The organism is Caballeronia sp. SL1002, from assembly GCF_057814995.1.
In genome coordinates, this window is sequence record NZ_JBYMUW010000005.1 from 989,591 (window position 1) to 1,010,517 (window position 20,927).

Annotated in this window: 16 protein-coding genes; 5 read left to right on the plus strand and 11 right to left on the minus strand. The window is 64.6% G+C overall.

Annotation, left to right across the window (positions count from 1 at the left end; all coding sequences use genetic code 11):
- Positions 1 to 185: 185 nt before the first annotated feature.
- Both AC3D25_RS28810 and AC3D25_RS28815 read left to right on the plus strand, forming a co-directional pair.
- The gene (locus AC3D25_RS28810) at positions 186 to 944 is read left to right on the plus strand and encodes a hypothetical protein (RefSeq protein WP_488891885.1); all 759 of its coding nucleotides are present in this window, start codon (positions 186 to 188) and stop codon (positions 942 to 944) included.
- Positions 944 to 1,096, plus strand: coding sequence for a hypothetical protein (locus tag AC3D25_RS28815; RefSeq protein ID WP_488891886.1), 153 nt, complete (start codon positions 944 to 946; stop codon positions 1,094 to 1,096). Before AC3D25_RS28810 ends, AC3D25_RS28815 begins: the two co-directional genes overlap by 1 nt.
- A 256-nt stretch (positions 1,097 to 1,352) precedes the next feature.
- Here AC3D25_RS28815 and AC3D25_RS28820 read toward each other — a convergent pair whose 3' ends face one another.
- On the minus strand, positions 1,353 to 2,882 hold the full coding sequence (locus AC3D25_RS28820; protein ID WP_488892183.1) for an AMP nucleosidase: 1,530 nt from the start codon (positions 2,880 to 2,882) through the stop codon (positions 1,353 to 1,355).
- Between the two features lie 257 nt (positions 2,883 to 3,139).
- Entirely contained in the window at positions 3,140 to 4,501 is a 1,362-nt protein-coding gene (locus AC3D25_RS28825; protein ID WP_488891887.1) for an MFS transporter, read from the minus strand.
- 372 nt (positions 4,502 to 4,873) lie between these two features.
- Here AC3D25_RS28825 and bluB point away from each other — a divergent pair, with 372 nt between their 5' ends.
- A complete protein-coding gene (gene bluB / locus AC3D25_RS28830; RefSeq protein ID WP_488891888.1) occupies positions 4,874 to 5,551 on the plus strand; it encodes a 5,6-dimethylbenzimidazole synthase in 678 nt (225 codons plus the stop codon).
- Positions 5,552 to 5,560: 9 nt separating this feature from the next.
- On the opposite strand, the gene AC3D25_RS28835 is transcribed toward bluB, so the two are convergent.
- The gene (locus AC3D25_RS28835; RefSeq protein ID WP_488891889.1) at positions 5,561 to 6,907 is read right to left on the minus strand and encodes an LLM class flavin-dependent oxidoreductase; all 1,347 of its coding nucleotides are present in this window, start codon (positions 6,905 to 6,907) and stop codon (positions 5,561 to 5,563) included.
- 1,078 nt (positions 6,908 to 7,985) lie between these two features.
- On the minus strand, positions 7,986 to 8,378 hold the full coding sequence (locus tag AC3D25_RS28840; protein WP_488891890.1) for a RidA family protein: 393 nt from the start codon (positions 8,376 to 8,378) through the stop codon (positions 7,986 to 7,988).
- Between the two features lie 159 nt (positions 8,379 to 8,537).
- Here AC3D25_RS28840 and AC3D25_RS28845 point away from each other — a divergent pair, with 159 nt between their 5' ends.
- Entirely contained in the window at positions 8,538 to 9,434 is an 897-nt protein-coding gene (locus AC3D25_RS28845) for an NAD-dependent epimerase/dehydratase family protein (RefSeq protein ID WP_488891891.1), read from the plus strand.
- An 82-nt stretch (positions 9,435 to 9,516) separates the two neighbouring features.
- Here the strand turns inward: AC3D25_RS28845 and AC3D25_RS28850 are convergent, their stop codons facing one another.
- The 3 genes from AC3D25_RS28850 to AC3D25_RS28860 are packed head-to-tail and all read right to left on the minus strand — an operon-like array spanning position 9,517 to position 14,599.
- Entirely contained in the window at positions 9,517 to 10,620 is a 1,104-nt protein-coding gene (locus AC3D25_RS28850; RefSeq protein ID WP_488891892.1) for a malate/lactate/ureidoglycolate dehydrogenase, read from the minus strand.
- Between the two features lie 57 nt (positions 10,621 to 10,677).
- Positions 10,678 to 12,162, minus strand: a complete 1,485-nt coding sequence (locus AC3D25_RS28855; RefSeq protein WP_488891893.1) for a M20/M25/M40 family metallo-hydrolase — start codon at positions 12,160 to 12,162, stop codon at positions 10,678 to 10,680.
- 55 nt (positions 12,163 to 12,217) lie between these two features.
- A complete protein-coding gene (locus AC3D25_RS28860) occupies positions 12,218 to 14,599 on the minus strand; it encodes a penicillin acylase family protein (protein WP_488891894.1) in 2,382 nt (793 codons plus the stop codon).
- 267 nt (positions 14,600 to 14,866) lie between these two features.
- Here AC3D25_RS28860 and AC3D25_RS28865 point away from each other — a divergent pair, with 267 nt between their 5' ends.
- Positions 14,867 to 15,376 carry a DUF1993 domain-containing protein gene (locus AC3D25_RS28865; RefSeq protein ID WP_488891895.1) on the plus strand — a complete coding sequence of 170 codons (510 nt, stop codon included), beginning with the start codon at positions 14,867 to 14,869 and terminating at the stop codon, positions 15,374 to 15,376.
- 16 nt (positions 15,377 to 15,392) lie between these two features.
- Here AC3D25_RS28865 and AC3D25_RS28870 read toward each other — a convergent pair whose 3' ends face one another.
- The 4 genes from AC3D25_RS28870 to AC3D25_RS28885 all read right to left on the minus strand — a co-directional run bounded on the left by AC3D25_RS28870 (position 15,393) and on the right by AC3D25_RS28885 (position 20,790).
- Complete coding sequence (locus AC3D25_RS28870) at positions 15,393 to 15,776, minus strand: VOC family protein (protein WP_488891896.1); 384 nt, start codon at positions 15,774 to 15,776, stop codon at positions 15,393 to 15,395.
- A gap of 42 nt (positions 15,777 to 15,818) precedes the next feature.
- Positions 15,819 to 17,090, minus strand: coding sequence for a virulence factor family protein (locus AC3D25_RS28875; protein ID WP_488891897.1), 1,272 nt, complete (start codon positions 17,088 to 17,090; stop codon positions 15,819 to 15,821).
- On the minus strand, positions 17,087 to 19,681 hold the full coding sequence (mprF, locus tag AC3D25_RS28880) for a bifunctional lysylphosphatidylglycerol flippase/synthetase MprF (protein WP_488891898.1): 2,595 nt from the start codon (positions 19,679 to 19,681) through the stop codon (positions 17,087 to 17,089). Before mprF ends, AC3D25_RS28875 begins: the two co-directional genes overlap by 4 nt.
- A gap of 287 nt (positions 19,682 to 19,968) precedes the next feature.
- Positions 19,969 to 20,790, minus strand: coding sequence for a polysaccharide deacetylase family protein (locus AC3D25_RS28885; protein ID WP_488891899.1), 822 nt, complete (start codon positions 20,788 to 20,790; stop codon positions 19,969 to 19,971).
- Positions 20,791 to 20,927 lie beyond the last annotated feature (137 nt).

The window sequence follows — 20,927 nt, forward strand, 5'->3', positions numbered from 1 at the left end:
TTCCTGCGCGTTCCTGCTTTCGCGGCGCATTGCGCGAGCCAACGAGAATGCCGAGCGGGTGCGTCAGGCGAAACCGCTTTAAGACCAATCTGGTATCGGGCCATGCACCTGCCCAGCACCATCAGTCTCCCTCACCGCGTTCAATACCCGACCTCGGGCAGCGCGGTATTTTCACGAGCGAGACGATGGCGATAAAACTCAAGACGGACTCGCGGCATCGCTACATGATGTATCGCCGCGATGAATTTCACAGCAGCATCTTTCCGACTGAAGACGAAAAGGCAGCAATCGACGCGGGGAAACAATACGCGGCGCGTGCGCACGCTGACGTCTGGGCGAACGATCCAGATCTCGTAAGGCGCGTACGCGCGTTCCTCGGCGAGAATTTTCACTGGCACGATCGGCTGGCGAAGTCTGGCTCGGATTTCGAGGTCGTCGAGGCGCTGATGGACATGGTGCGCGGCGAGGGCGTCGTCCTGAAGGCGATCGATCCGCCACGATATGGGGGAGGATATGCGTCTCCTTTTTTTCAATCGCTCGAACAGGTACCACATACACGAACGACGCGCCCGGAGGTGAACCGTAGCTCATGGATTCCCTCAGGCCCGGGCTCTTACGTCAAATGGTACGACGCTGCGGTAGCCCAACATAGCGCGTTCCTCAAGGAGCACGGGGGAATTGGCCGGAGCGTTGCAGACGCGAAGACTTTGACGCCGCTCGGCAATGCGACGCCATTCGAGTATGACCCGCCAGCCCTCGTGACAGATGTCACCGAAATCGCCGCCCGCGGCGTCGACGAAGCGCATGAAGCGCTATGCGAAGCCCAATACGAAATTGACCTTGCCCAGTGCAGCGTATACGGTGCGATGAGAAGGGATCCTTACACATATTTCTTCTGCAAACAACGCGCTTTCGAGCGGTACAACCAGTGCCGGGGCTATTGATGAAATCACGAATCAAACAATGCGTACTGCTTGCCTACAACGAGGACGAGCACAAATTCGTCACGTGCCCTGTTGACGAAACCGCCGTGCAAGGGCTGATCGCGGACGGCCTTGCGATGGACTGGCGGTTTCCGAATTTGGATCGGACCTGAACGACGAATTTGCGCGCCTCATCGGCGCGACGATGATGCTGTTACTGGCGACCACCCATCCAAACTTGAACCCCTACCTTACGTTCACGAGGAGCCCGATCGATCCTTCACCGCGGGGCTGAGCAGAACGCCGCCGGCCGTCCCGGCGCGCATCCTCATATCCCGACCGCGCGCCCAATGGTCCGAACACCGCCGCATCCCGAGCAAAAAAAAAGCGGCCTGCCAAGGCCGCTTTTTTGTTTTGGCTCCTACACGCTCACTGAAACGCAACCTCCGCAAAGCTCCGCAGCTTCCGGCTATGCAGCTTCGACAACCCGTTCATCCTTAGCAACTCCATCGCCTTCACGCCGATCTGCAAGTGCTGATCGACTTGCGCGCGATAAAACTGGTCGGCCATGCCGGGCAGTTTCAGCTCGCCGTGCAGCGGCTTGTCCGACACGCACAGCAACGTCCCATACGGCACGCGGAACCGGAATCCATTCGCCGCGATCGTCGCGCTTTCCATGTCGAGCGCAATCGCCCGGCTCTGCGACAAACGCTGCACCGGCTCGCGATGATCGCGCAACTCCCAGTTCCGGTTGTCCACGCTCGCCACGGTCCCCGTGCGCATCACGTGTTTCAGATCCACGCCCTCCAGCTTCGTCACCTGCGCGACCGCTTTTTCAAGCGCGACCTGCACTTCGGCCAGCGCCGGAATCGGCACCCACAACGGCAGATCGGCGTCGAGCACGTGATCCTCGCGCACATAGCCGTGCGCGAGCACGTAGTCGCCGAGACGCTGCGTGTTGCGCAATCCCGCGCAGTGTCCGAGCATCACCCACGCGTGCGGCCGCAACACGGCGATATGGTCCGTGATGGTCTTCGCGTTCGACGGTCCCACGCCGATATTCACCATCGTGATGCCGCTGCCGTCCGCGCGTTTCAGGTGATACGCGGGCATCTGCGGCAGGCGCGCGGGCGCCGTGCCTTGGTCGCCGGAAGGCTCGCTCAGGTTCGCGTTGTAGGTGACCACGTCACCCGGTTCCACGAACGACGAATACTCGCAGCGATACGCGCGGGTCGCTTCGTCGTCGGTCGCGGACATCATCTCGCGGCCGAGCTTCACGAACTCGTCGATGTAGAACTGGTAGTTCGTGTAGAGCACGTAATTCTGGAAATGCGTCGGTGAAGTCGCCGTGTAATGGCGCAGCCGATGCAGCGAGAAATCCACGCGCGCCGCCGTGAAAAGCGCGAGCGGATGCGGCTCGCCCGGACCCGGCTCATACGTGCCGTTGACAATGCGGTCGTCCAGCAGCGCGAGGTCCGGGGTGTCGAAGATATTGCGCATCGCGAGCAGCCGGTCGCGATCGAGATCGCCTTCCAGATGAATGCCTTCGGCGAACGCGAAGTGGATCGGAATGGGTTGCGCGGAGACGCCCACTTCAATCCCGACATGATGGTTCTTCGTGAGCAGGCGCAGTTGCTCGCGGTAGTAATCTCCGAAAAGATCCGGCCGCGTCAGCGTGGTTTCGAAAATGCCCGGCCCGGCGACGAACCCGTACGAGCGGCGCGAGTCGATCTGCGTGTTGAGTTCGGTGCGGATACGCACGAACGGATAGCAGGCGCGCACGCGATGCGTGAACGTTTCCTGCCGCCGATAACGCGCGAAGGCGTCGCGCAGGAAAGCCGTGTTCGCTTCATAGATGGCCGAGAGGCGCGCAACGGCGGCGGCGGGATCGTCGAAGGATTCGGTCGGGAAGTCGTTGGCGGGAGTGGCCTGGCTGCTCTGGGTCCGGTCGTTTGTCATGGTGTGCATGCGCTCTTGTGATGTGAAGTTCTCAGGTCCAGCGTGTCTCGCTTCGAAACACGGATGCCGCGCGAAGCCCGCGCTTTTGGCGCGGCTCCTGGTTCCGATGGTACACATTTCAATTCGAAGCGGGTTTTGTCCGGGCGATATTTGCGCGGACCTGCGTCGGCGGGCGCGCTTTGTGCCTCGAAAAAAAAGCGGGCGGCAATTGCTTGCCGCCCGCTTTAAATAACACCGCCGTGTGACGGCGCAGGGAATCAGTGACCGAGCGGTTCGCCGCGCGGAATCGGATCGGCGGCCGATTGCGGATGCGCCATGTGCTTGACGAGCAGCGCGGCGCACGACACCAGACCCGCCACCGCGACGACCGCGAAAATGCCGCCGAACGTGAAGTGCTGGCGCGTCAGTTCCGCCACCAGAAACGACCCGGCGATCCCGCCAAAACGGCCGATGCCCAGCATCCACGCGACGCCGGTGCCGCGCCCTTGCGTCGGATAAAACGCGGCGGCGAGCGCGGGCATCGACGACTGCGCGGTGTTCATCAGCACGCCCGCCACGAACACGATCAGCACGAGCCAGCCGACATTGCCCACCGCCTGGCCGATCGCCCAGACGCTCACGGCGGTCAGCGCGTAGCACGCCGCGATGATCTTGTTCGGGTTGAAACGGTCCATCAGCACGCCGCACAGCACTGCGCCGACACCGCCGAGCGGGAACAGCGCGGAAATCAGCGTCGCGCGTTGCGGGGAGAGGCCGGCTTCCTTGAGCAGGATCGGCATCCAGTTGATCGACGCGTAGAAGATCACGAGACCCATGAAATACGCGAGCCACAGCATGATCGAGCCGACGATGTACGAACGCGACAGCACCACGCGGATACCCGTCTTGCCCGCGACGGGCGGCGCCTGCTCGGTCATGATGAACGAACCGGCATTCGCGGCGGCGCTCGAAATGCGGCCCAGCGTCGCGCGGATTTTTTCCACCGGACGATTCTTCGCGACCATGTAGCGCACCGATTCCGGCAGCGTCAGCAGCAGCAACACCGCGAGCAGCAGCGGCGCGGTGCCGCCCGACAGCAGCACGCTGCGCCAGCCGAAGTGCGGGATCATCCACGCGGCGAGAAAGCCGCCGAACGCCGCGCCGAGCGGAAAGCCGCAAAACATCAGGTTGATGAGCGTCGCGCGGCGGCGGTCGGGGCAGAACTCGCTCATCAGCGTGACCGCGTTCGGCATGGCCGCGCCGAGACCGAGGCCGGTGATGAAGCGCAGCACGGTCAGATGCGCGAGATCGGCGGAAAATGCCGACGCGAAACACGCCACGCCGAACACGATCACCGACGAAATCAGCAACACGCGGCGGCCGAGCTTATCGGACAGCGGCCCGGCGCACAGCGCGCCGAACGCGAGGCCGAAGAGCGCCGCGCTTAAGACCGGCGCGAGCGCGGGTCGGCTGATGCCCCATTCCGTAATCAGCGAAGGCGCGATGAAACCGATGGCCGCTGTATCGAAACCGTCCAGCAGGACGATGATGAAACACATGGCGAACACGAGCCACTGGAACCCGGAAAACGGGTGCTCGTTGATAAACGTCTGAACGTTGACTGCTGGACCTCTGCTCACTGCCTTCCCCTTCGTCCGATGCCGCGTGGACGCGCGCGCGGTTTCGTTTCCGCGCGGCCCATGCCTGCTGTCTCTTGTGATGTGCCGCTCTGGCCAAACTCGCACCAGCCCCGAATTTTCTTTTAATGTTCGCTATACGAACCGTGATTCATATAGCGAACAATCGCCGCAAGCGTACCGAAAGTGTTGCAAATTCGTCAACGCGGGCTAACCCGACTATTGGAGGCGAGGAAGTCGTGGAGCTTGATCGCGCGGGGTGAATTTCGGAGCGTTGCGAGGCGGGCGAAAGCCGACCGAAATCGTCTGACAGCGGTTTTGTGGTCAAATCCCGCAGACGCCGCCGGATGTGTTCCACCCGAGATATCCCCTTCCATGCCCGATTTCGATCACGATTCAAACCGCTCCGGCCGTTTCACGCAACCCGAAATCGACGCGGTTTACCGCGCGATCCGCGAGCGCCGCGACATGCGTCATTTCACGCCCGATCCGGTCGATCCCGATCAGCTCAAACGCCTGCTCGGCGCCGCGCATCTCGCGCCGAGCGTCGGCTTCATGCAGCCGTGGCGGTTTGTCCGCGTGACCGACCGCGCGTTGCGCGTGGCGCTGCACGATATCGTGGAAACCGAACGGCGCGCGACCGCCGAGGCGCTGAACGAACGCGCCGACGAATTCATGAAGCTCAAAGTGCAGGGGATTCTGGATTGCGGCGAAGTGATCGTCGTCGGGCTGATGGAAGATCGCGAGCGGCACGTTTTCGGCCGTCGAACGCTGCCCGAGATGGATCTGGCATCGGTGGCGTGCGCGATCCAGAACGTCTGGCTCGCAGCGCGCGCGGAAGGACTCGGCCTCGGCTGGGTGTCGCTCTTCGATGTCGCGGCGGTGCAGCGCCTTTTGCACATGCCCGCCGGCGCGCGGCCCGTGGCGATTTTGTGTCTCGGCCACGTCGCCCGTTTCTACGACGAGCCGATGCTGCAGGCCGAAGGCTGGGCGAAGCGCATGCCGGCGGCGCTTTGTGTCGATGAAAACCGCTGGCCCGCAGCGGCGTCTTGAGCGTCTTGATCAGGCTGTCTTGAGCCACGCACGCGCGTTGTCGGGCCGTTCGAGTGCGAGGTGTTCGCGCAGCGTCGTGCCCTCGTAATCGCGGCGGAAAATGCCGCGCCGCTGCAGGATCGGTACGACGCCATCGACGAAATCCTGCAGGCCGCCCGGCAAGACATCGGGCATCAGATTGAAGCCGTCGACGGCACCGCCCGCGAACCATCGCTCGATATCGTCCGCGATCTGCTCGGGCGTTCCCACCACCACGCGATGCCCCGTTCCGCCCGCCAGCGCCCGCACCAGTTCGCGCGCGGTGTGTCCATGACGACGCGCCTCCGCGACCATCGCGTTGAAGAACGTGTGATTGCCGTTGCCGTCGAGCGGCAGTGCGAGATCGTTGGGCAGGCGCTCGTCTGGTTTCAGACGATCCGCCGCGATCCCGAGCGTCCCGGCCAGCCGGTTGAGACTGTAATTCCACGGAATCAGATCGACGAGTTCGTCCCGGCGGCGCAGTGCGTCGGCCTCCGTTGCACCGATGATCGTCGTCAGGCCGGCCAGCACTTTGATCGCGTTTGGTCCGCGCCCGTAGGCCGCCGCGCGCGTCCTGAGATCGCGGGCATATTCAAGCGATTCCTCGAACGACTGCGACGCCGAAAACACGGCCTCGGCGTGACGCGCGGCGAGTTCCCGCCCGTCGCCGGACGCGCCCGCCTGCACGAGCACCGGATGCCCCTGCGGCGAGCGCGGCAGATTCAGCGGCCCTTGCACCGAAAAATATTTTCCGCGATGCGCGAGCGGATGAATTTTTGCGGGATCGGCGAAGCGGCCGGCGGTTTTGTCGCCGATAAACGCGTCGTCTTCCCAGCTATCCCACAATTGCTTCACGACGTCGGTGAATTCGGCGGCGCGCGCGTAGCGTTCGGCGTGATCCGGCACCGCGTCGCGGCCGAAATTGCGCGCCGAGGCGAGATCCGCGGTCGTGACGACGTTCCAGCCCGCGCGTCCCGCGCTCACGTGGTCGAGCGTCGCGAAACGCCGCGCGATGTTGTACGGCTCGTTATAGCTCGTCGAAGCCGTTCCGATCACGCCGATCCGCGTCGTCGCTGCCGCCACGCTCGCGAGCAGCACGGTCGGTTCGAGCGCGGTGATTGGGCGGAAGTCGATTTGATCGGCGATGGCGGCGTTATCGGCGAGAAACACGGCGTCGAACTTCGCCGATTCCGCGAGTTTCGCGATCCGCACGTAATGCGCGACGTCGACGAACGCTTTCGGGTCGGCTTCGGGTACGCGCCACGCGGAAGGCAGGAAGCCGGAATGCAGCACGTTGATGTTGAGATGGAGCTGGCGCGGCGGGGTTTTCTGGCTCATCGAGGGGTCCTGATGGCGGGCATGGCTTGGCACCGTCGGAGAGAGGCGATCACGTTATTTTGTCGGCGATGGCGCGCGGGGGCCACGAAGAAATCCGTCGAAGGTTATTCGTGTATGGGGTTTAGGCGGACGGGTTCGGTTTGCTGGCGCCTTTGCTTTTGTTTGCCTGTGGTTTTTGGGAACTTGCTTTCGCGTAGGTCGATTAGCACGCCGCTGTGCGCGGCAGCAGTCACTTTCTTTGGCTAGCTGCGCGGGATAGTAACCAAAGAAAGCAGCACGGGGTTTGGCGCCGTGGGCGGCTTGGTGTGGGTGGATTACACCGTCTGATGTTCGGGCGCTTCTTGGGAGCTTGATTTCGTGTCGGTCTATTAGCACGCCGCTATGCGCGGCAGCAGTCACTTTTTTTGGCTAGCTGCAAAGAAAGTAACCAAAGAAAGCAGCACGGGGTTTGGCGCCGCGGGCGGCTCGGTGTGGGCGGGTTACACCGTCTGACGTTCGGTGCTTCCTGTGAACTTGCTTTCATGTAGGTCTATTAGCACGCCGCTATGCGCGGCAGCAGTCACTTTCTTTGCTGCTGCAAAGAAAGTAACCAAAGAAAGCAGCTTGTCCGTCTAAGTGTCCACCTCGAATAACCCAGCGGATAGGCGCGCAAGCTGATTCGGCCATCGCACCACACTACAGAGTGGAGCCGCTCATTCATCCCGGCAGGCACGAAGTGCCTGCCGGAACGGCATAACCAACAAATCGGAAAGCCAAACCCGCGGTTTTTGATGTGCCCATCGTCCGAGCGCAGCGAAGACGGAACTGACGGCGCTGTGCCAATACGAACGAACGCGAGTTGGCCTAATCAGCTTGCGTGCCTATCCCTGTTGTTATTCGAGGTGGACACTTAGCCGGATAAGCTGCTTTCTTTGGTTACTTTCTTTGCAGCAGCAAAGAAAGTGACTGCCGCCGCGCATAGCGGCGTGCTAATAAACGCACGCGAAAGCAAGTTCCCAAGAAGCACAAGCAAACAAAAGCAAACGGCGCCAGCAAACCAAACCCAGTGCAAGTTCCCAGAAAGCGCCGAACGACCACATCACACCCCTACCTCTACCCAAGCCCTCGCAGAAATCTCCAACAAATACCCAAAGTGCAACGCGCCGACAGGCACCACGGCCCGCGCCGGTTTCCACTCCCCAAAATGCCGCGCATAGATATCGTTGAACTCCTGCCAGTGATCCACGCCGACAAGATAAACCGTCACCTCGATCACATCCCGCAACCCCGCGCCCGCGGCAAGCAACACCGTCCGCAAATTCGAAAGCGTCTGCTCGGCCTGAAAGGCGAACGGCATGTCCCCGGTATGCGTCCCGTCCGGCCGGATCGGCAACTGTCCCGACACGCAGATCAGGTTGCCCGCGCGCGTCGCGTGGCTGTAATGGCCGCCGGGAACCGGCAGGCCGGGCGCATTCAGTGCTTCGATCGTCATTTGGCTGGCTCGACGTGTAATGAAGGTTGAACCGCCAAGGATACCGAGCCTCGCGCGATTCGTGCTCTCAAATCAAGAATGATTTGAAATTATGCGGGTTTTTGCGCGCGCCGTTCCCGCCGATACTCCCCACATCAACTCAGACACGGAGCAACAAACATGAAAATCTTCATCACGGGCGCAGGCGGCTTTATCGGCGGATCGATCGCGGCGGGACTCGCGCGCGACGGGCATCACGTGCGCGGCCTCGTGCGGCGCGCGGAACAAGCGGACGAACTGAAGCAGATCGGCGTGGAACCGGTGATCGGCAGCCTCGACGATCACGATCTGCTCGTGCGCGAAGCACGCGCGTCGGACGGCGTGATCAATGCGGCGGACAGCGACCATCGCGGCGCGGTCGAAGCGCTGATCGAAGGGCTCGAAGGCTCAAATAAGCCGCTGCTGCATACGAGCGGGTCGAGCATCGTCGGCGATGCCTCCGGCGGCGAAGCGTCGGACGCCATCTATCACGAAGACGCGCTGCCCGAACCGACCGCCGACAAAGCGCCGCGCGTGGCGATCGACAACCTCGTGCTCGACGCGGCCAAACGCGGCGTGCGCGCGTCCGTGCTGTGCAACACGCTGATCTACGGTCACGGCGCGCTTGCATCGAGTAAGAGCGTGCAGTTGCCGCGTCTGCTGTCGCAAGCGCAGAAAAGCGGCGTGGTGCGTCACGTCGGGCCGGGTCGCAATATCTGGTCGAACGTGCATATCGACGATGTCGTCGATGCGTATCGCCGTGCGCTCGACACGTCGCCCGCCGGCACGTTCTATTTCATCGAAAGCGGCGAGGCTGCGTTCAACGAAATGACCGCCGCGATGGCCCGCGCGCTGAAACTCGGCGCGCCGCAAGACTGGCCGCTCGATGCAGCGAAGCAGGAATGGGGTTACGAGATGGCGTCGTATGGGCTTGGATCGAATAGCCGCGTGCGCGGCAAAAACGCGCGCGAACTGCTCGGCTGGACGCCGAAGCGGACTTCGGTGCTGGAGTGGATCCAGCACGACATGTTGCGCTGAGATTTTCGCCGCCACCCGGCAAAAAGCCGTTTCCGCCTTGGCTGCGGAAACGGCTTTTTATTTTCGAAGGGGTCTGGATAACTTAACGCAGCGCCTCGGCGAACGTCTCGATTTCACTCGTCGCCATGCCCGCTTTCTCGGCGGCTTCGCGAATCTGCCGCCAGGTGGTCGGGTCGATCGCTACGCCCGCCGCGCCTCGCTCTGCGCGACGCGCTTCTTCCGGCTCGCCCGGCGCGTAGATCTGTTCGACGCCCGCGCTGCGCGGCGACGCCTTCACCCACTCGACGAACGCTTCCGCCTCGGCTTGCGCGGCGGGCGCGTCGAAGGCGTTGGGGTCGAGAATCACCGACGTCATGCAGTTGATGATCGCGCTGGTTTTCTGCAGCGTGCTTTCGCGTGTGGTGTAGCCGCCCGACAACGCGCCGCCGAGAATCTCGCACATCGCCGCCAGTCCGAAACCCTTGTGGCCGCCGAACGGCAGCAACGAGCCGAACGGCTCTTCGTGCATCACGCTCGGATGGTTGGTCGGCGTGCCGTCGTGTTCGATCAGGTAGCCCGGCGCGACGTCCACGCCCTTGTTGTAGGCGACGCGCGTCTTGCCGTAGGCGATACCGCTCGTCGCGAAATCGAGCACGAGCGGCGTCTTGCCGTCGCGCGGAAACGCGGCGCAGAACGGGTTCGTGCCAAAGCGCCGGTCGATCCCGCCGAACGGCGCGACCAGCGGATCGCCCGCCACGTTCACGAAGTGAAACGACACCAGTCCGGCCTTCGCGCACTGCTCGGCCCAATGTCCGATCCGCCCGATGTGATGCGCGTTACGCAAGCCGACCGCGCACACGCCGAGTTTCTTCGCGCGCTCGATGCCGTGCTCCATCGCCTCGAACGCCACCACCTGGCCGAACCCCTTGACGCCGTCGATCGACAGCACCGCGCCCGCATCGCGCACGATCTCCGCGTGCGCGTTGAGTTTCAATTCGTTGTCCGCGAGCGAGCTCATGTAGCGCGGAATCATGCCGACGCCATGCGAATCGTGGCCCGACAGATTCGCCATCACGAGATGGTCCGCGACGAGTTCCGCCTCGCGCGGCGTACTGCCCGCGCGCTCCCAGATGGCGCGCACGTAGGCGTGCAGGGTATCGACGGGAATGCGCAGTTCCGGCGCGGCGTTCGGGTGAAGGTCGTTCATTGCGACGTTGTCTCCTTGTGAAAAAACAGAACAGGTGCGGCAGTCAGACAGGTAGTGTCACGGCGCCGCCGCGATCACTTCCGCGACCGCCGATGTCAGTTTCTTGCCATACGGCACATGCAGGAATTCGTTCGGTCCGTGCGCGTTCGACTTCGGACCGAGCACGCCGCACACCATGAATTGCGCGCTCGGGAAGCCTTCCTTGAGCGTGTTCATCAGCGGGATCGTGCCGCCCTGGCCCATGAACGCGACGTCCGCGCCGAAGTGGCTGCGCGATGCGCCGTTGAGTGCGCCGTAGAGCCACGGCGCGAGATCGGGCGCGCTCCAGCCGGTCGCCGGCCCCGCTTCCGGGCGGAACGTGACCTTCGCGTTGTACGGCGGATCGAATTCGAGCAGCGACTTGAGTTCCTCGACCGCGCCCGCCGCTTCCACCAGCGGCGGCAGACGCAGCGACAGCTTGAACGCGGAGCGCGGCGCGAGCACGTTGCCCGCATCGGCGAGCGGCGGCAGGCCGGACGCGCCCGTCACCGTCAACGAAGGCCGCCATGTGGATGCAAGCAGCGCCTCGCGCGGATCGGTCGTGGTCGGCAGGACCGGACCGCCGTCCTGGCCGCAACTCCACGGCAGCTTTTTCCAGACGTCGTCGCCGAGAATGCGCGCGGTCGCTTCCGCCTCGCGCAGGCGGTCGGGCGGGATCGGGCAGTGAAAACCGTTCGGCAGCAGATTGCCCGTACCGGCGTCTTCGAGCCGTTCGAAGAGCTTGCGCATGATGCGGAACGTGGACGGCGCGATGCCGCCATAACCGCCCGAATGCAGCCCTTCTTCGAGCACCTCGATTTCGAGATCGCCGGAGACGAGACCGCGCAGCGACGTGGTGAGCCACAACTGATCGTAATTGCCCGCGCCCGAATCGAGGCAGATCACGAGGCCGACGCGGCCAAGGCGGCTGCGCAGCGCGTCGATATAGGGCAGCAGGTCGTAACTTCCCGACTCCTCGCACGTCTCGATAATGCCGACGCAACGCGGCCGCTCCACACCTTGCGCGTCGAGCGCGGCGATCGCGCTGATGCTCGCGTAGGTTGCGTAGCCGTCGTCCGCGCCGCCGCGTCCGTAGAGCTTGCCGTCTTCGAATTTCGGCGTCCACGGGCCGAGATCGCGCCGCCAGCCTTCGAACTCGGGTTGCTTGTCGAGATGACCGTATAGCACGATGGTTTCCGTGCTGTTCGAGCGCGTGGCGGGCGCTTCGAAGAAGATCACCGGCGTGCGGCCTTCGAGCCGCACGATCTCGACGGTCAGCCCTTTCACCGGCTGCTGCTCCGCCCATTGCGCGGCATCGGTCACGACACGTTCGATAAAACCGTGGCGCACCCAGTCGGCGTCGAACATCGGGCTTTTGGCCGGCACCGCGATGTAGTCGGTGAGCGCGGGCACGATCTCGTCGTTCCATTTGCGCTCGACGAAAGCGGCGAGCGCGTCGCGATCGAGCGTGGCGGGCGCGTCTTGCGTGGCTTGGGAATGTGATGCGGTAGGGTCGGAGATCATCGCGGGTTTCCAGCCGGTTAAAACTCAATGATAGACGGGTTTGACTTCGACGCTTTCAGCGCGCGACCGCGCGTGGGCCGATCAGCGTCGATGCGCTCGCGCCGGCGTCGGCGCCGATGGCGTCGTCGGTGAAGGGGAAACGGGTCCAGCGCTTTTGCGAGTAAGCGCGCGTGGCGTCGCCGAAATGCGGCGATGCGGGGTCGTCGGATTCGGAATGCGCGAGCATCGTGTCGGCCTCGACGCCGTCCGCGCCGAACGACACGACCTGCAGATAACTGTTGCCGTAACCGTTGTCGTCCATCGGATAACCCTTTTCGTCGAGCGGCCGTTTCGCGCAGGCGATGGCGAAGTAACCCGCTTCGTCGCAGCCGCCGTACAGCGGCACGCGCGCGCCGTCGCGCGTCACGTAGAGCAGCGCGCCGCGCGGCGAATCCAGCGCGAAGCCCTTGAGCCTGAGCGCGAGCGCCGCGCCGCCGAGCGCCTGCCGCAAGTCCTGCACGACCGAGCTATTCGACGTGTTGAAACCGTTCGGCGTGGTGAGCGGTTGAGCGGGATCGAACGCGTTCGCGTACAGCCGTTCGGGCGCGATCTTCGTCACGCGCTGCCAGAATTCGTCCCAGAGATTCGCGCCGCGCGACGCGGGATCGGCGGTGCCGTTCCACGCACGCAATACGTCGCACGGCTCGCGCAGGCCGTCGTCCGGCGTAGTCGCGCCGCACACCGCGCCGATCAGTTGCGCCTTGTAGAGGCGCTGCGAGTAGGAATCGGTGTCGAGCGCGGCGCGCTTCAACGCGTCCCGCGTGATGCCGTCCGGCTCGCGCTGGAGCTTCGCCGCGAGCGCATGGCCGTAGCGCGTGCGCAACGTCTGCTCGCCGCCGACCACGCCCGCGACGCGCGGATAACCCGTCATCGGTGCGTTCGCGTTCGTGAGCCAGTAGCTGCCATTGAAATTGCCGACGTAGTCGCCGCGCGCCATGCCCGGCATCTGCGATACGGGCAGCGCGCCCGGCTGGACGCTCGCCGCTTCGACGCGCCACGCGCACGCGTTCTTCGATCCATCGAGGAACGGCACGCCCGGCGCTCTCGCCGCGAACGCGCGGCCGAGCGGCGGCGTGCAGGCGTCGGCGAGCGCGTCGGGCACATCGGGCATCGCGCCGATATCCGCGAACCACGTGCGCGCGTCGCCCCGGCCGATCGCGAAGGTATTGACCCACGGCGTGGCCGCGAATCGCTTCTGAATATCGATAAACGCCGTCAGCGAGGCCGCGCGGTCCCACGCGAGGAAGTTGTCGAACGCGCGCAGATTCTCGGCGTTGACGTCGCGCAGCGCGAACGCGTGCTGGGCGTTCCAGGCGAGCGCGGGCGACATCGCGGAGAGGTCGATCAGCGGGCCGAAACGCGATAAATACAGCGTGCGCGTGACGCGTGCGGGCGTGCCGTCGGCGCGGCGTGTCTCCACGGCGATCGACACCGGCGTCATCGGCTCGCTTTTTCCATCGACGAGATAGCGCGTCGGATTGGCGGGATCGAGTGTCAACTGGAAGATGCCGAAACGCCGCGCGCTCGACACCGTGTGCGTCCACGCGACGTTTCCGTTGAAGCCGAGCATGATGACCGGCACGCCGAGAAACGACACGCCCGCCACGTTCAACTGGCCCGGAATGGTGAGCTGCGCCTCGTAAAAGCGATCCGGCCCATGCCAGAACCAGTGCGGATTACCGAACAGCAGGCTCGCGCGATCGTGCGTGACCTGCGCGCCGAACGCGAGCGCGTTGCTGCCGAGGCCGGATCGTCCGGCGATATCCAGATCAAGCGCGGCTTGGGGCGCGGTGGATGCAGCGGCAGGCGCGGCGGCGGCGATCTGCTGGACGAAACGCGCCGCGCCGCCCGCCAGATTCGCCGCGATCAGCCGCCGGTAGATGTCGGCGGGCGCAATGGCCGACACCCACGGCTGGCCCTTGCACGCGGCGTGCGCGCGCGGAAAGTGCCCGGCGGCGAGATCGGCCACATAACGGTTGTAGCCCGCCGCGAAGCCTTCCACCAGTTCGCGAAGTTCGGGCGGCTGCGCATCGCGATATCGATCCGCGGCGGCGGCGTTATCGACGAGGCGGAAGAAGAAATCGGCGTCGAGATTGCGCGGCTGGCCGAACGTCGCGGCGGCGGGCGGCCGCGCGTCCGGGCCGAATACCGACGAGCGCTCGCCGCGATACGTCACGAAGGCGTCGGCGAGCGTGCACAGATTGTCTTCGGCTTGCACGTAGCCGTAGCCGAACCCGAGACTGCCCCAATCGTTCGCCCGGATGTGCGGCACGCCCGCCTCCGTGCGCCGGACGTCCGCGCTGTAAGGCGTGGCGGATGGCGCGCTCGCTGGCTGCTGCGCACAAGCGCCTAGCAACACGAGCACGAACACGGCGGCGAATCGGGCAAGGAATGTCATGAACGCAGCCCTACGCATCCGACACCCCGGTCACCTGACAAAGCGTTGCGTTCGACGGTCATTGGCGATCCAGGACAAGTTGAGAAGCCCGAGCCGGATCAGGTTAGATAGTTTGAGCAACGCAGGCAAGCCGGTTTCAATATGCGCGGGCGTGGCCCGGCCAGCCGATCCAAGCGCCGTCGCGGCCCCCGCGCTATCCTGCATGTCCGCTCAGACGCTGAATCCGGCGCTCGCTGAGACGTCCAATAAACCGCCCAGGAGAAAAACATGTCCCTTACGATGTATCGCGCGTCCCTTCCCGTCTTCGTGCGCGGCCTCGACGTGCTTGCCGCCTTGCTGAAAAAGGCCGAAGCCCATGCCGACGAACACGGCACGCCGCATCGCGAGATTATCGAGGCGCGGCTCGCGCCCGATATGTTTCCGCTCGCCGGTCAGATCCAGCGCGCAACCGACACGTCGAAGCTGTCGGCGGAACGCCTCTCCGGCGTGGCCGCGCCGCGTTTCGAGGACAACGAGACGACGTTCGCCGAATTGCACGCCCGTATCGCGAACACGAAGGCGTATATGAGCGGGATCGGCGCGGCGCAACTGGACGGCAGCGAAAGCCGCGAGATCGTGCTGAAATTCGGCAGTCTCGCGCCGGTTTTCAGCGGCGACGACTATCTGCTGAGTTTCGGCCTGCCGAACTTCTACTTTCACGTCACGACCGCCTACGACATTCTTCGCCATCTCGGCGTGCAGATCGGCAAGCGCGATTTTCTCGGCCCTTACGCGTAAGCCATCCCGAGCGCGCTCAGATCAATTCTGAAATTTCGATGAGATTGAGATCCGGATCGCGCAGGTACACCGAGCGGATCTTTTGCGTGGCGCCGGTGCGTTCGACCGGCCCTTCGATAATCGGCCAGTTGCACTGGCGCAGGTGCGCGATCACGTCGTCGAGCGGCACGGCGGCGATAAAACACAAATCGAGCGCGCCCGGCACGGGCAGATGCGCCTTCGGCTCGAACTCCGCGCCGCGCACGTGGAGGTTGATCTTCTGATTGCCGAAGCGAAATGCGAAACGGCCCGAACCGAAGGTTTCGAGCCGCATCTGGAGTACATCGACGTAAAAGTGCCGGGTCGCGTCGGGATCGACGCAGGTGAGAACGAGGTGGTCGAGATGATCGATCAGCGCCATGCCGGAACTCCTTCGTTTGAAGTTCCGACAGGGTAACAAACCTTAACCGCGTGCCGCGATCTGCTTCTGCCAACTATTCAGGATGCGCCGGGCGAGCGCGTCGTAATCGCCGCCGAAATGGTGATCGCCGGTCGTGCGGATCACTTCGATCCCCGTCTTGGTCAGCGCCGGACACAACGTGTCCTCTTCCTTCTCGCCGTAGATGCACTGCACCATCGCGGGCGGCAGCTTCGCGAGTTCCGGTCGCACTTGCAGCGCTTTATCGGAGGCGGGCATGCCGAGCCAGCCGGTCACGCGGATCTGGAAATCGGCCGACGGCGCGAAACCCATCAGCGAGACGAACGACACTTTCGAGCGCACATTTTCCGGCAGCAAGTTATAGGCAAACGGCATCACGTCCGCGCCGAACGAATAGCCGATCAGCGCAACCTGCGTCGTATGCCAGCGCGCGCTGTACGTCTGAATGACGCGCGCGAGGTCGCGGCTCGTCTGCTGCGGCGTCTTCGCGCTCCAGAAATAGCGCAGCGCGTCCCAGCCGATCACCGATACCCCGTCGCGCTGCAACGCTTCCGCGACCGTTTTATCGAGATCGCGCCAGCCGCCGTCGCCGGAAATCACGATCGCGAGCTGCTCGGTCGGCTTGGCCGCGCGCAATTCGATCAGCGGCAGATCCGACACGTCTTCCTCGTGCATTTCCTGCACCCGCAGATGCGGCGCGGCCAGCGCGGCCAACGCCGTCGCTTTCGTCGTGCCGGCCTGCAACGCGCCTTTCTCGATGAATCCGGGCAAGCCCTTGCTGTGCGTGATGGTCGGATCGGGCGCGCACGGCTTGAATGCGGCGTCGAGTTGCGGGTCGGCGTCGAGCGAGATCGCGCCCGCCACCGTGTTTTCCGGCGCCTGCGCGAGCGCGCGTTCCGCGAGAATGCCGCCCTGACCGGTGCCCGCGAAGATCGGCGAGAAATAGCGGTCGGATTTCACTTCACGTTCGAGCTGGTGGCTGACGCTCTCGGCATCGCCGACCAGTTGATGGCAACTCTCCGACGCCGCGACGCTCTTCAGCTTCGCGGCATAACGCGCCGTATCCACGCCGACCACCATCGCGCCGTTCTTCGCGAGCGCGTCGGCGGCGTCCTGATCGGCGGGCGTCCAGCCGCTTTTCTCGGAAAACAGCACGACGAAACCGCGCATCGGACCGACCGGCTTGGTGAACGCGACGTCGCCGTAACGGCCGCCGGAAATCGTCGTCGCGGCCTGCGCCTGGGCCGCCGCGAAAACGACTACCGACATCGCGGCGAGTTTGAACAGAAATTTCATGAACGCCAGCCTCCCGCCAGCAACGAGAGATCCGCCAGCGTGAAAAACACGCCGACCGAGCCGGATGCCGCCAGATAACGCGGCTCCCAGCGTGGCTGGAACTTGCTCTTGAACCCGCGCAATCCGCGGAAATTGTAGAAACGCCCGCCAAAGCGCCAGACCAGACCGGCGAGCCGGTGCCACGGCGAAGCGAGCGGGCTCGGCTGCATGCCCGACAAGGGCGCGATGCCGAGGCTCAGGCTGCGGAATCCGGCTTGCTTCAGATGCAGCGCGAGCTTGGTGAACAGATATTCCATTGCATACGGCGAGGCGTCGGACACATGACGCATCACGCCGACGGTCGCCTCGGTGTTGAGATCGGTGGTCATGAACGTGACGAACGCGACCGGCGTGCCTTGCTGGCGCACGAGCAGCACCGACTGCGCGGCGAGATACTCTTCCGTGAACGCCGCCACCGAGAAGCTTTTCTCACGCGCGACGCGGCTATCGAGCCACGCGTTCGAGATTTCGCGCAGCATCGGCAGATGCGCGGGGACGGCGGCCGAGTCGATCACCTCGACGTCGAATCCATCGCGCTCGCCGCGCTTCAACGCATAGCGCAGATGCGCGCGGTGCGAGCCTTTGAGATCGAAATCGTCGAGCACGACGTGCGCTTCCTCGCCGAGTTTCATCAGCGTGAGGCCGGCGTCGAGATAAAGCGGCAGCGCATCGGCGCGCACCTGATAGAACGCGGCGCGGCCGTTATGCGCGTGCGCCAGTTCGACGAACTTGCGGATCAATTCCGCCCATTCGCGGCGCGGCCCGACCGGATCGTGCAGCGCGGCCCAGGTGCGGCCGTGCTTTGCGTACATCAGGAACGCTTCGCGCGATTCGGAAAACAGGAAACTCTTGTCGCCCATCATCGCGAGGCCGGCGTCGCTGCGTTCCTGCGCACGGACGATCCGCGCGGCGTCGAGCAGATCCTGACCGGCCGGCTTCACGAAGCGGCCCGCCGCCGGACGCAGCAATTGCCACAGCGCGAACACGGCGGCGAACAGCGTCGCGCCGAGCGTCGCGCGCAAGGCGCGCGGCGCGCGTTCGTCGAAGGCGAACTGCCACCAGAGGTCGCTGCTGTACTGGACATCGCGGAAGGCGAAGAACATCACCCATACCGCGAGCACGATCACGACGGCCACGGAAGCAAGCCACGTCATCGTGAAACGCTCGGCGAAGAGTGCGGAACGGCGATTGAAACGATCGCGCGTCGCGATCAGCAACACGATGAGGAAACCCAGCACGCCCATTTCGACGAACGCGAGCCCTTTCGCGAGCGACAGCGCCAGATTGGCGACGGCCAGAATGATCGCGAGCCACCACGCGGCGTCGAGCCGGCGCATCAGGCCGCGCGCGACGAACAGCAGCAGCACGCCCATCACGCTGCCGAGCAATTGCGAACTTTCGAGCACCCACAGCGGCAGAATCGTCTGCAACAGCGCGATCCGCTTGCCGAACGCGGGCGTCGCGCCCGAAATCACGAGCATGCCGCCCACGACGAACGTCACGATGCTGAGGAACAGCGGCGCGAGCGGCGAGACGTGGCGCGCGCTGATCGACGCGACCCGGCCGCGCAGCGCCCGGCCTTCGAACGCGGCCATCACGGCGGCGGAGAGAATCAGCGGCAGGCCGAAATAGATCGCGCGATAGGCGAGCAGCGCGGCGACCATGTCGGGCGTCTGCACGTTGCGGCCGAGCGCGAACACCATCGCCGCCTCGAACACGCCGACGCCGCCCGGCGTATGGCCGATCATGCCGAGCAGCATCGCGGCGGAATAGACGGTGATGAAATTGCCGAAACCGACCTGCGCGTGCGGCAGCACGGCCCACAGCGCGAGTCCGGCCGCGACCACGTCGATCATCGCGAGCGCGACTTGTCCCACCAGATCGCGGCGTGCGGGCACGGTGAAACGCAGTCGCTCGCGGAAAAAGACCAGCGTTCGCGGCGTTTTGCCGCAAAAGACGAACATCGTCGCGAACATCGCGATCAGCGCCCCGCCGACGACGCGCAGCACGGCGGGCGGCAGGCGCAGCATGCCGGCGAGCGTATCGGCGGCGCACAGCATGCCGATCGCCGTCATCAGGGCAAGCGAAAGCGCGAGCGTGACGCTCGTGAACAGCGTGAGCCGGCCGACCTGCGCGGGCGTGACCTTCGCCGCGCCATATACGCGGCAGCGCACCGCGCCACCGGTCAGCGCGCCGAAACCGGTCGCGTTGCCGAGCGCCGAGCCGACCGTCGCGCCAACCCACAAGAGCGCGCGCGGCACCGGCGCACCGACGTGCCGGAGCCCGACCGCGTCACGGCCGACGAGCGCCGCGAAACTGAGCACGGTGGCGAACAGCGCACCGGCCCAGGCGGCGATATCGAGACCGCGCAACTGATGGACGACCGAGTGGTAATCGACGGCGCGGGAGAGATGCTGGAACACCAGCAACAGCAGCGCGCAGACCACGACCGTCAGGACGGGCGCGACGAGGCTTTGCAGGCCGCGCTTGTCGAGACGGTGGCGCAGCGCCGCGATGGCGCGGGTAGGACTCAATACGTTTCTGCGAGACATGCGTGGAACTAACTTCCCGGATCGCCGCTCAAGGCATGGCCTTGAACGGCTTTAATTGTATGGTCGGCGACGGCGGTATTCACCGTTGCCCTACGCGGCCGGACAGCGGCGAGAAACCGCGCTGTCTCGGGCACTTCTCTGTAAGCGCGCACCGGACACGTAGCACTTAAGGAACGCCTGTATATCGGCGCAGGTTGACCGGACTTAAGAAAACAGCAGGGTTCGTCCGAAGGGAAATGTAACGTTCGGGCGCGGCTGGCTAGGTGCGGCCGGTCAGGCGCGGCTGGCTAGGCGCGGCGCGCTTCGTCCAAAGTGACGAAACGCAGGTTCCGCTGGCGCGCTGCGTCGGCGAGACGCGGCAAAACGGGAAGAATGACCGGTTCGCCGCTCGACGTGCGCGCGGCGTTGGCGTCGTGGAGCAGCAGGATGTCCCGCGCGGCGAGACCGTCCAGCAGCCGCCCGGCGACCACATCGGGATCGCGTTCGCGCGTATCGAAACCGCGCCGGGTCCACGCCGCAAGCCGCAAATCCAGCTTTTGCAGCACCGGTTCGAGAAAAATATTGCGTAATCCGGCCGGCGCGCGGAAAAACGACGGCTCGACGCCCGTCAAATCCGCAATCGTCGCCTGCGCGGCGGCGATCTCGCGGGCGAGCGCGCCCGGCGGCGTCACGGAAAACGTATGCACGTGGATCTGCGAGTGATTTTCGACCGCGTGGCCGCGCGCCACGATCTCGCGCGTCAACGCTGGATACGCCCGCGCCCGCGCGCCGATGCAGAAAAACGTCGCGCGGATGCCGAGCGTTTCGAGCAAATCGAGCACGCGCGGCGTGACTTCGGGGTCCGGACCGTCGTCGATGGTCAGCGCGATGGCGTTCCCGTTGCCCGTCCTTGCGGGAAGACGCGTCCAGTTCGGGCCGAGCAGCGACGAGCGCGGCCAGAGACCCGCCGCCGTGACCGCTGCGTGGTTCAGCGCGGTTCCAGCGAGCCACCAGCCCCACGTCGAAGGCTCGGCCGCGACGCCGGCCAGCGCCATCGCGTGCCAGGCGGCAGACGCGGCGAGGGTCGGCGGAAAACGGCCCGCCGGCCAGCGCCGGTTCAATTCATTCATATCCGTTCGTCATGCCGATAACGCCGCCGGAAGACCGGCCACGCGCCGCGAGGGCCGCAGATCGTCATCTTGTCTCAAATTCAAAGGGCGGATGATACCGGCTCGCGCGCCCTCCCGGCTTTGCCCTTTGCGGGCGG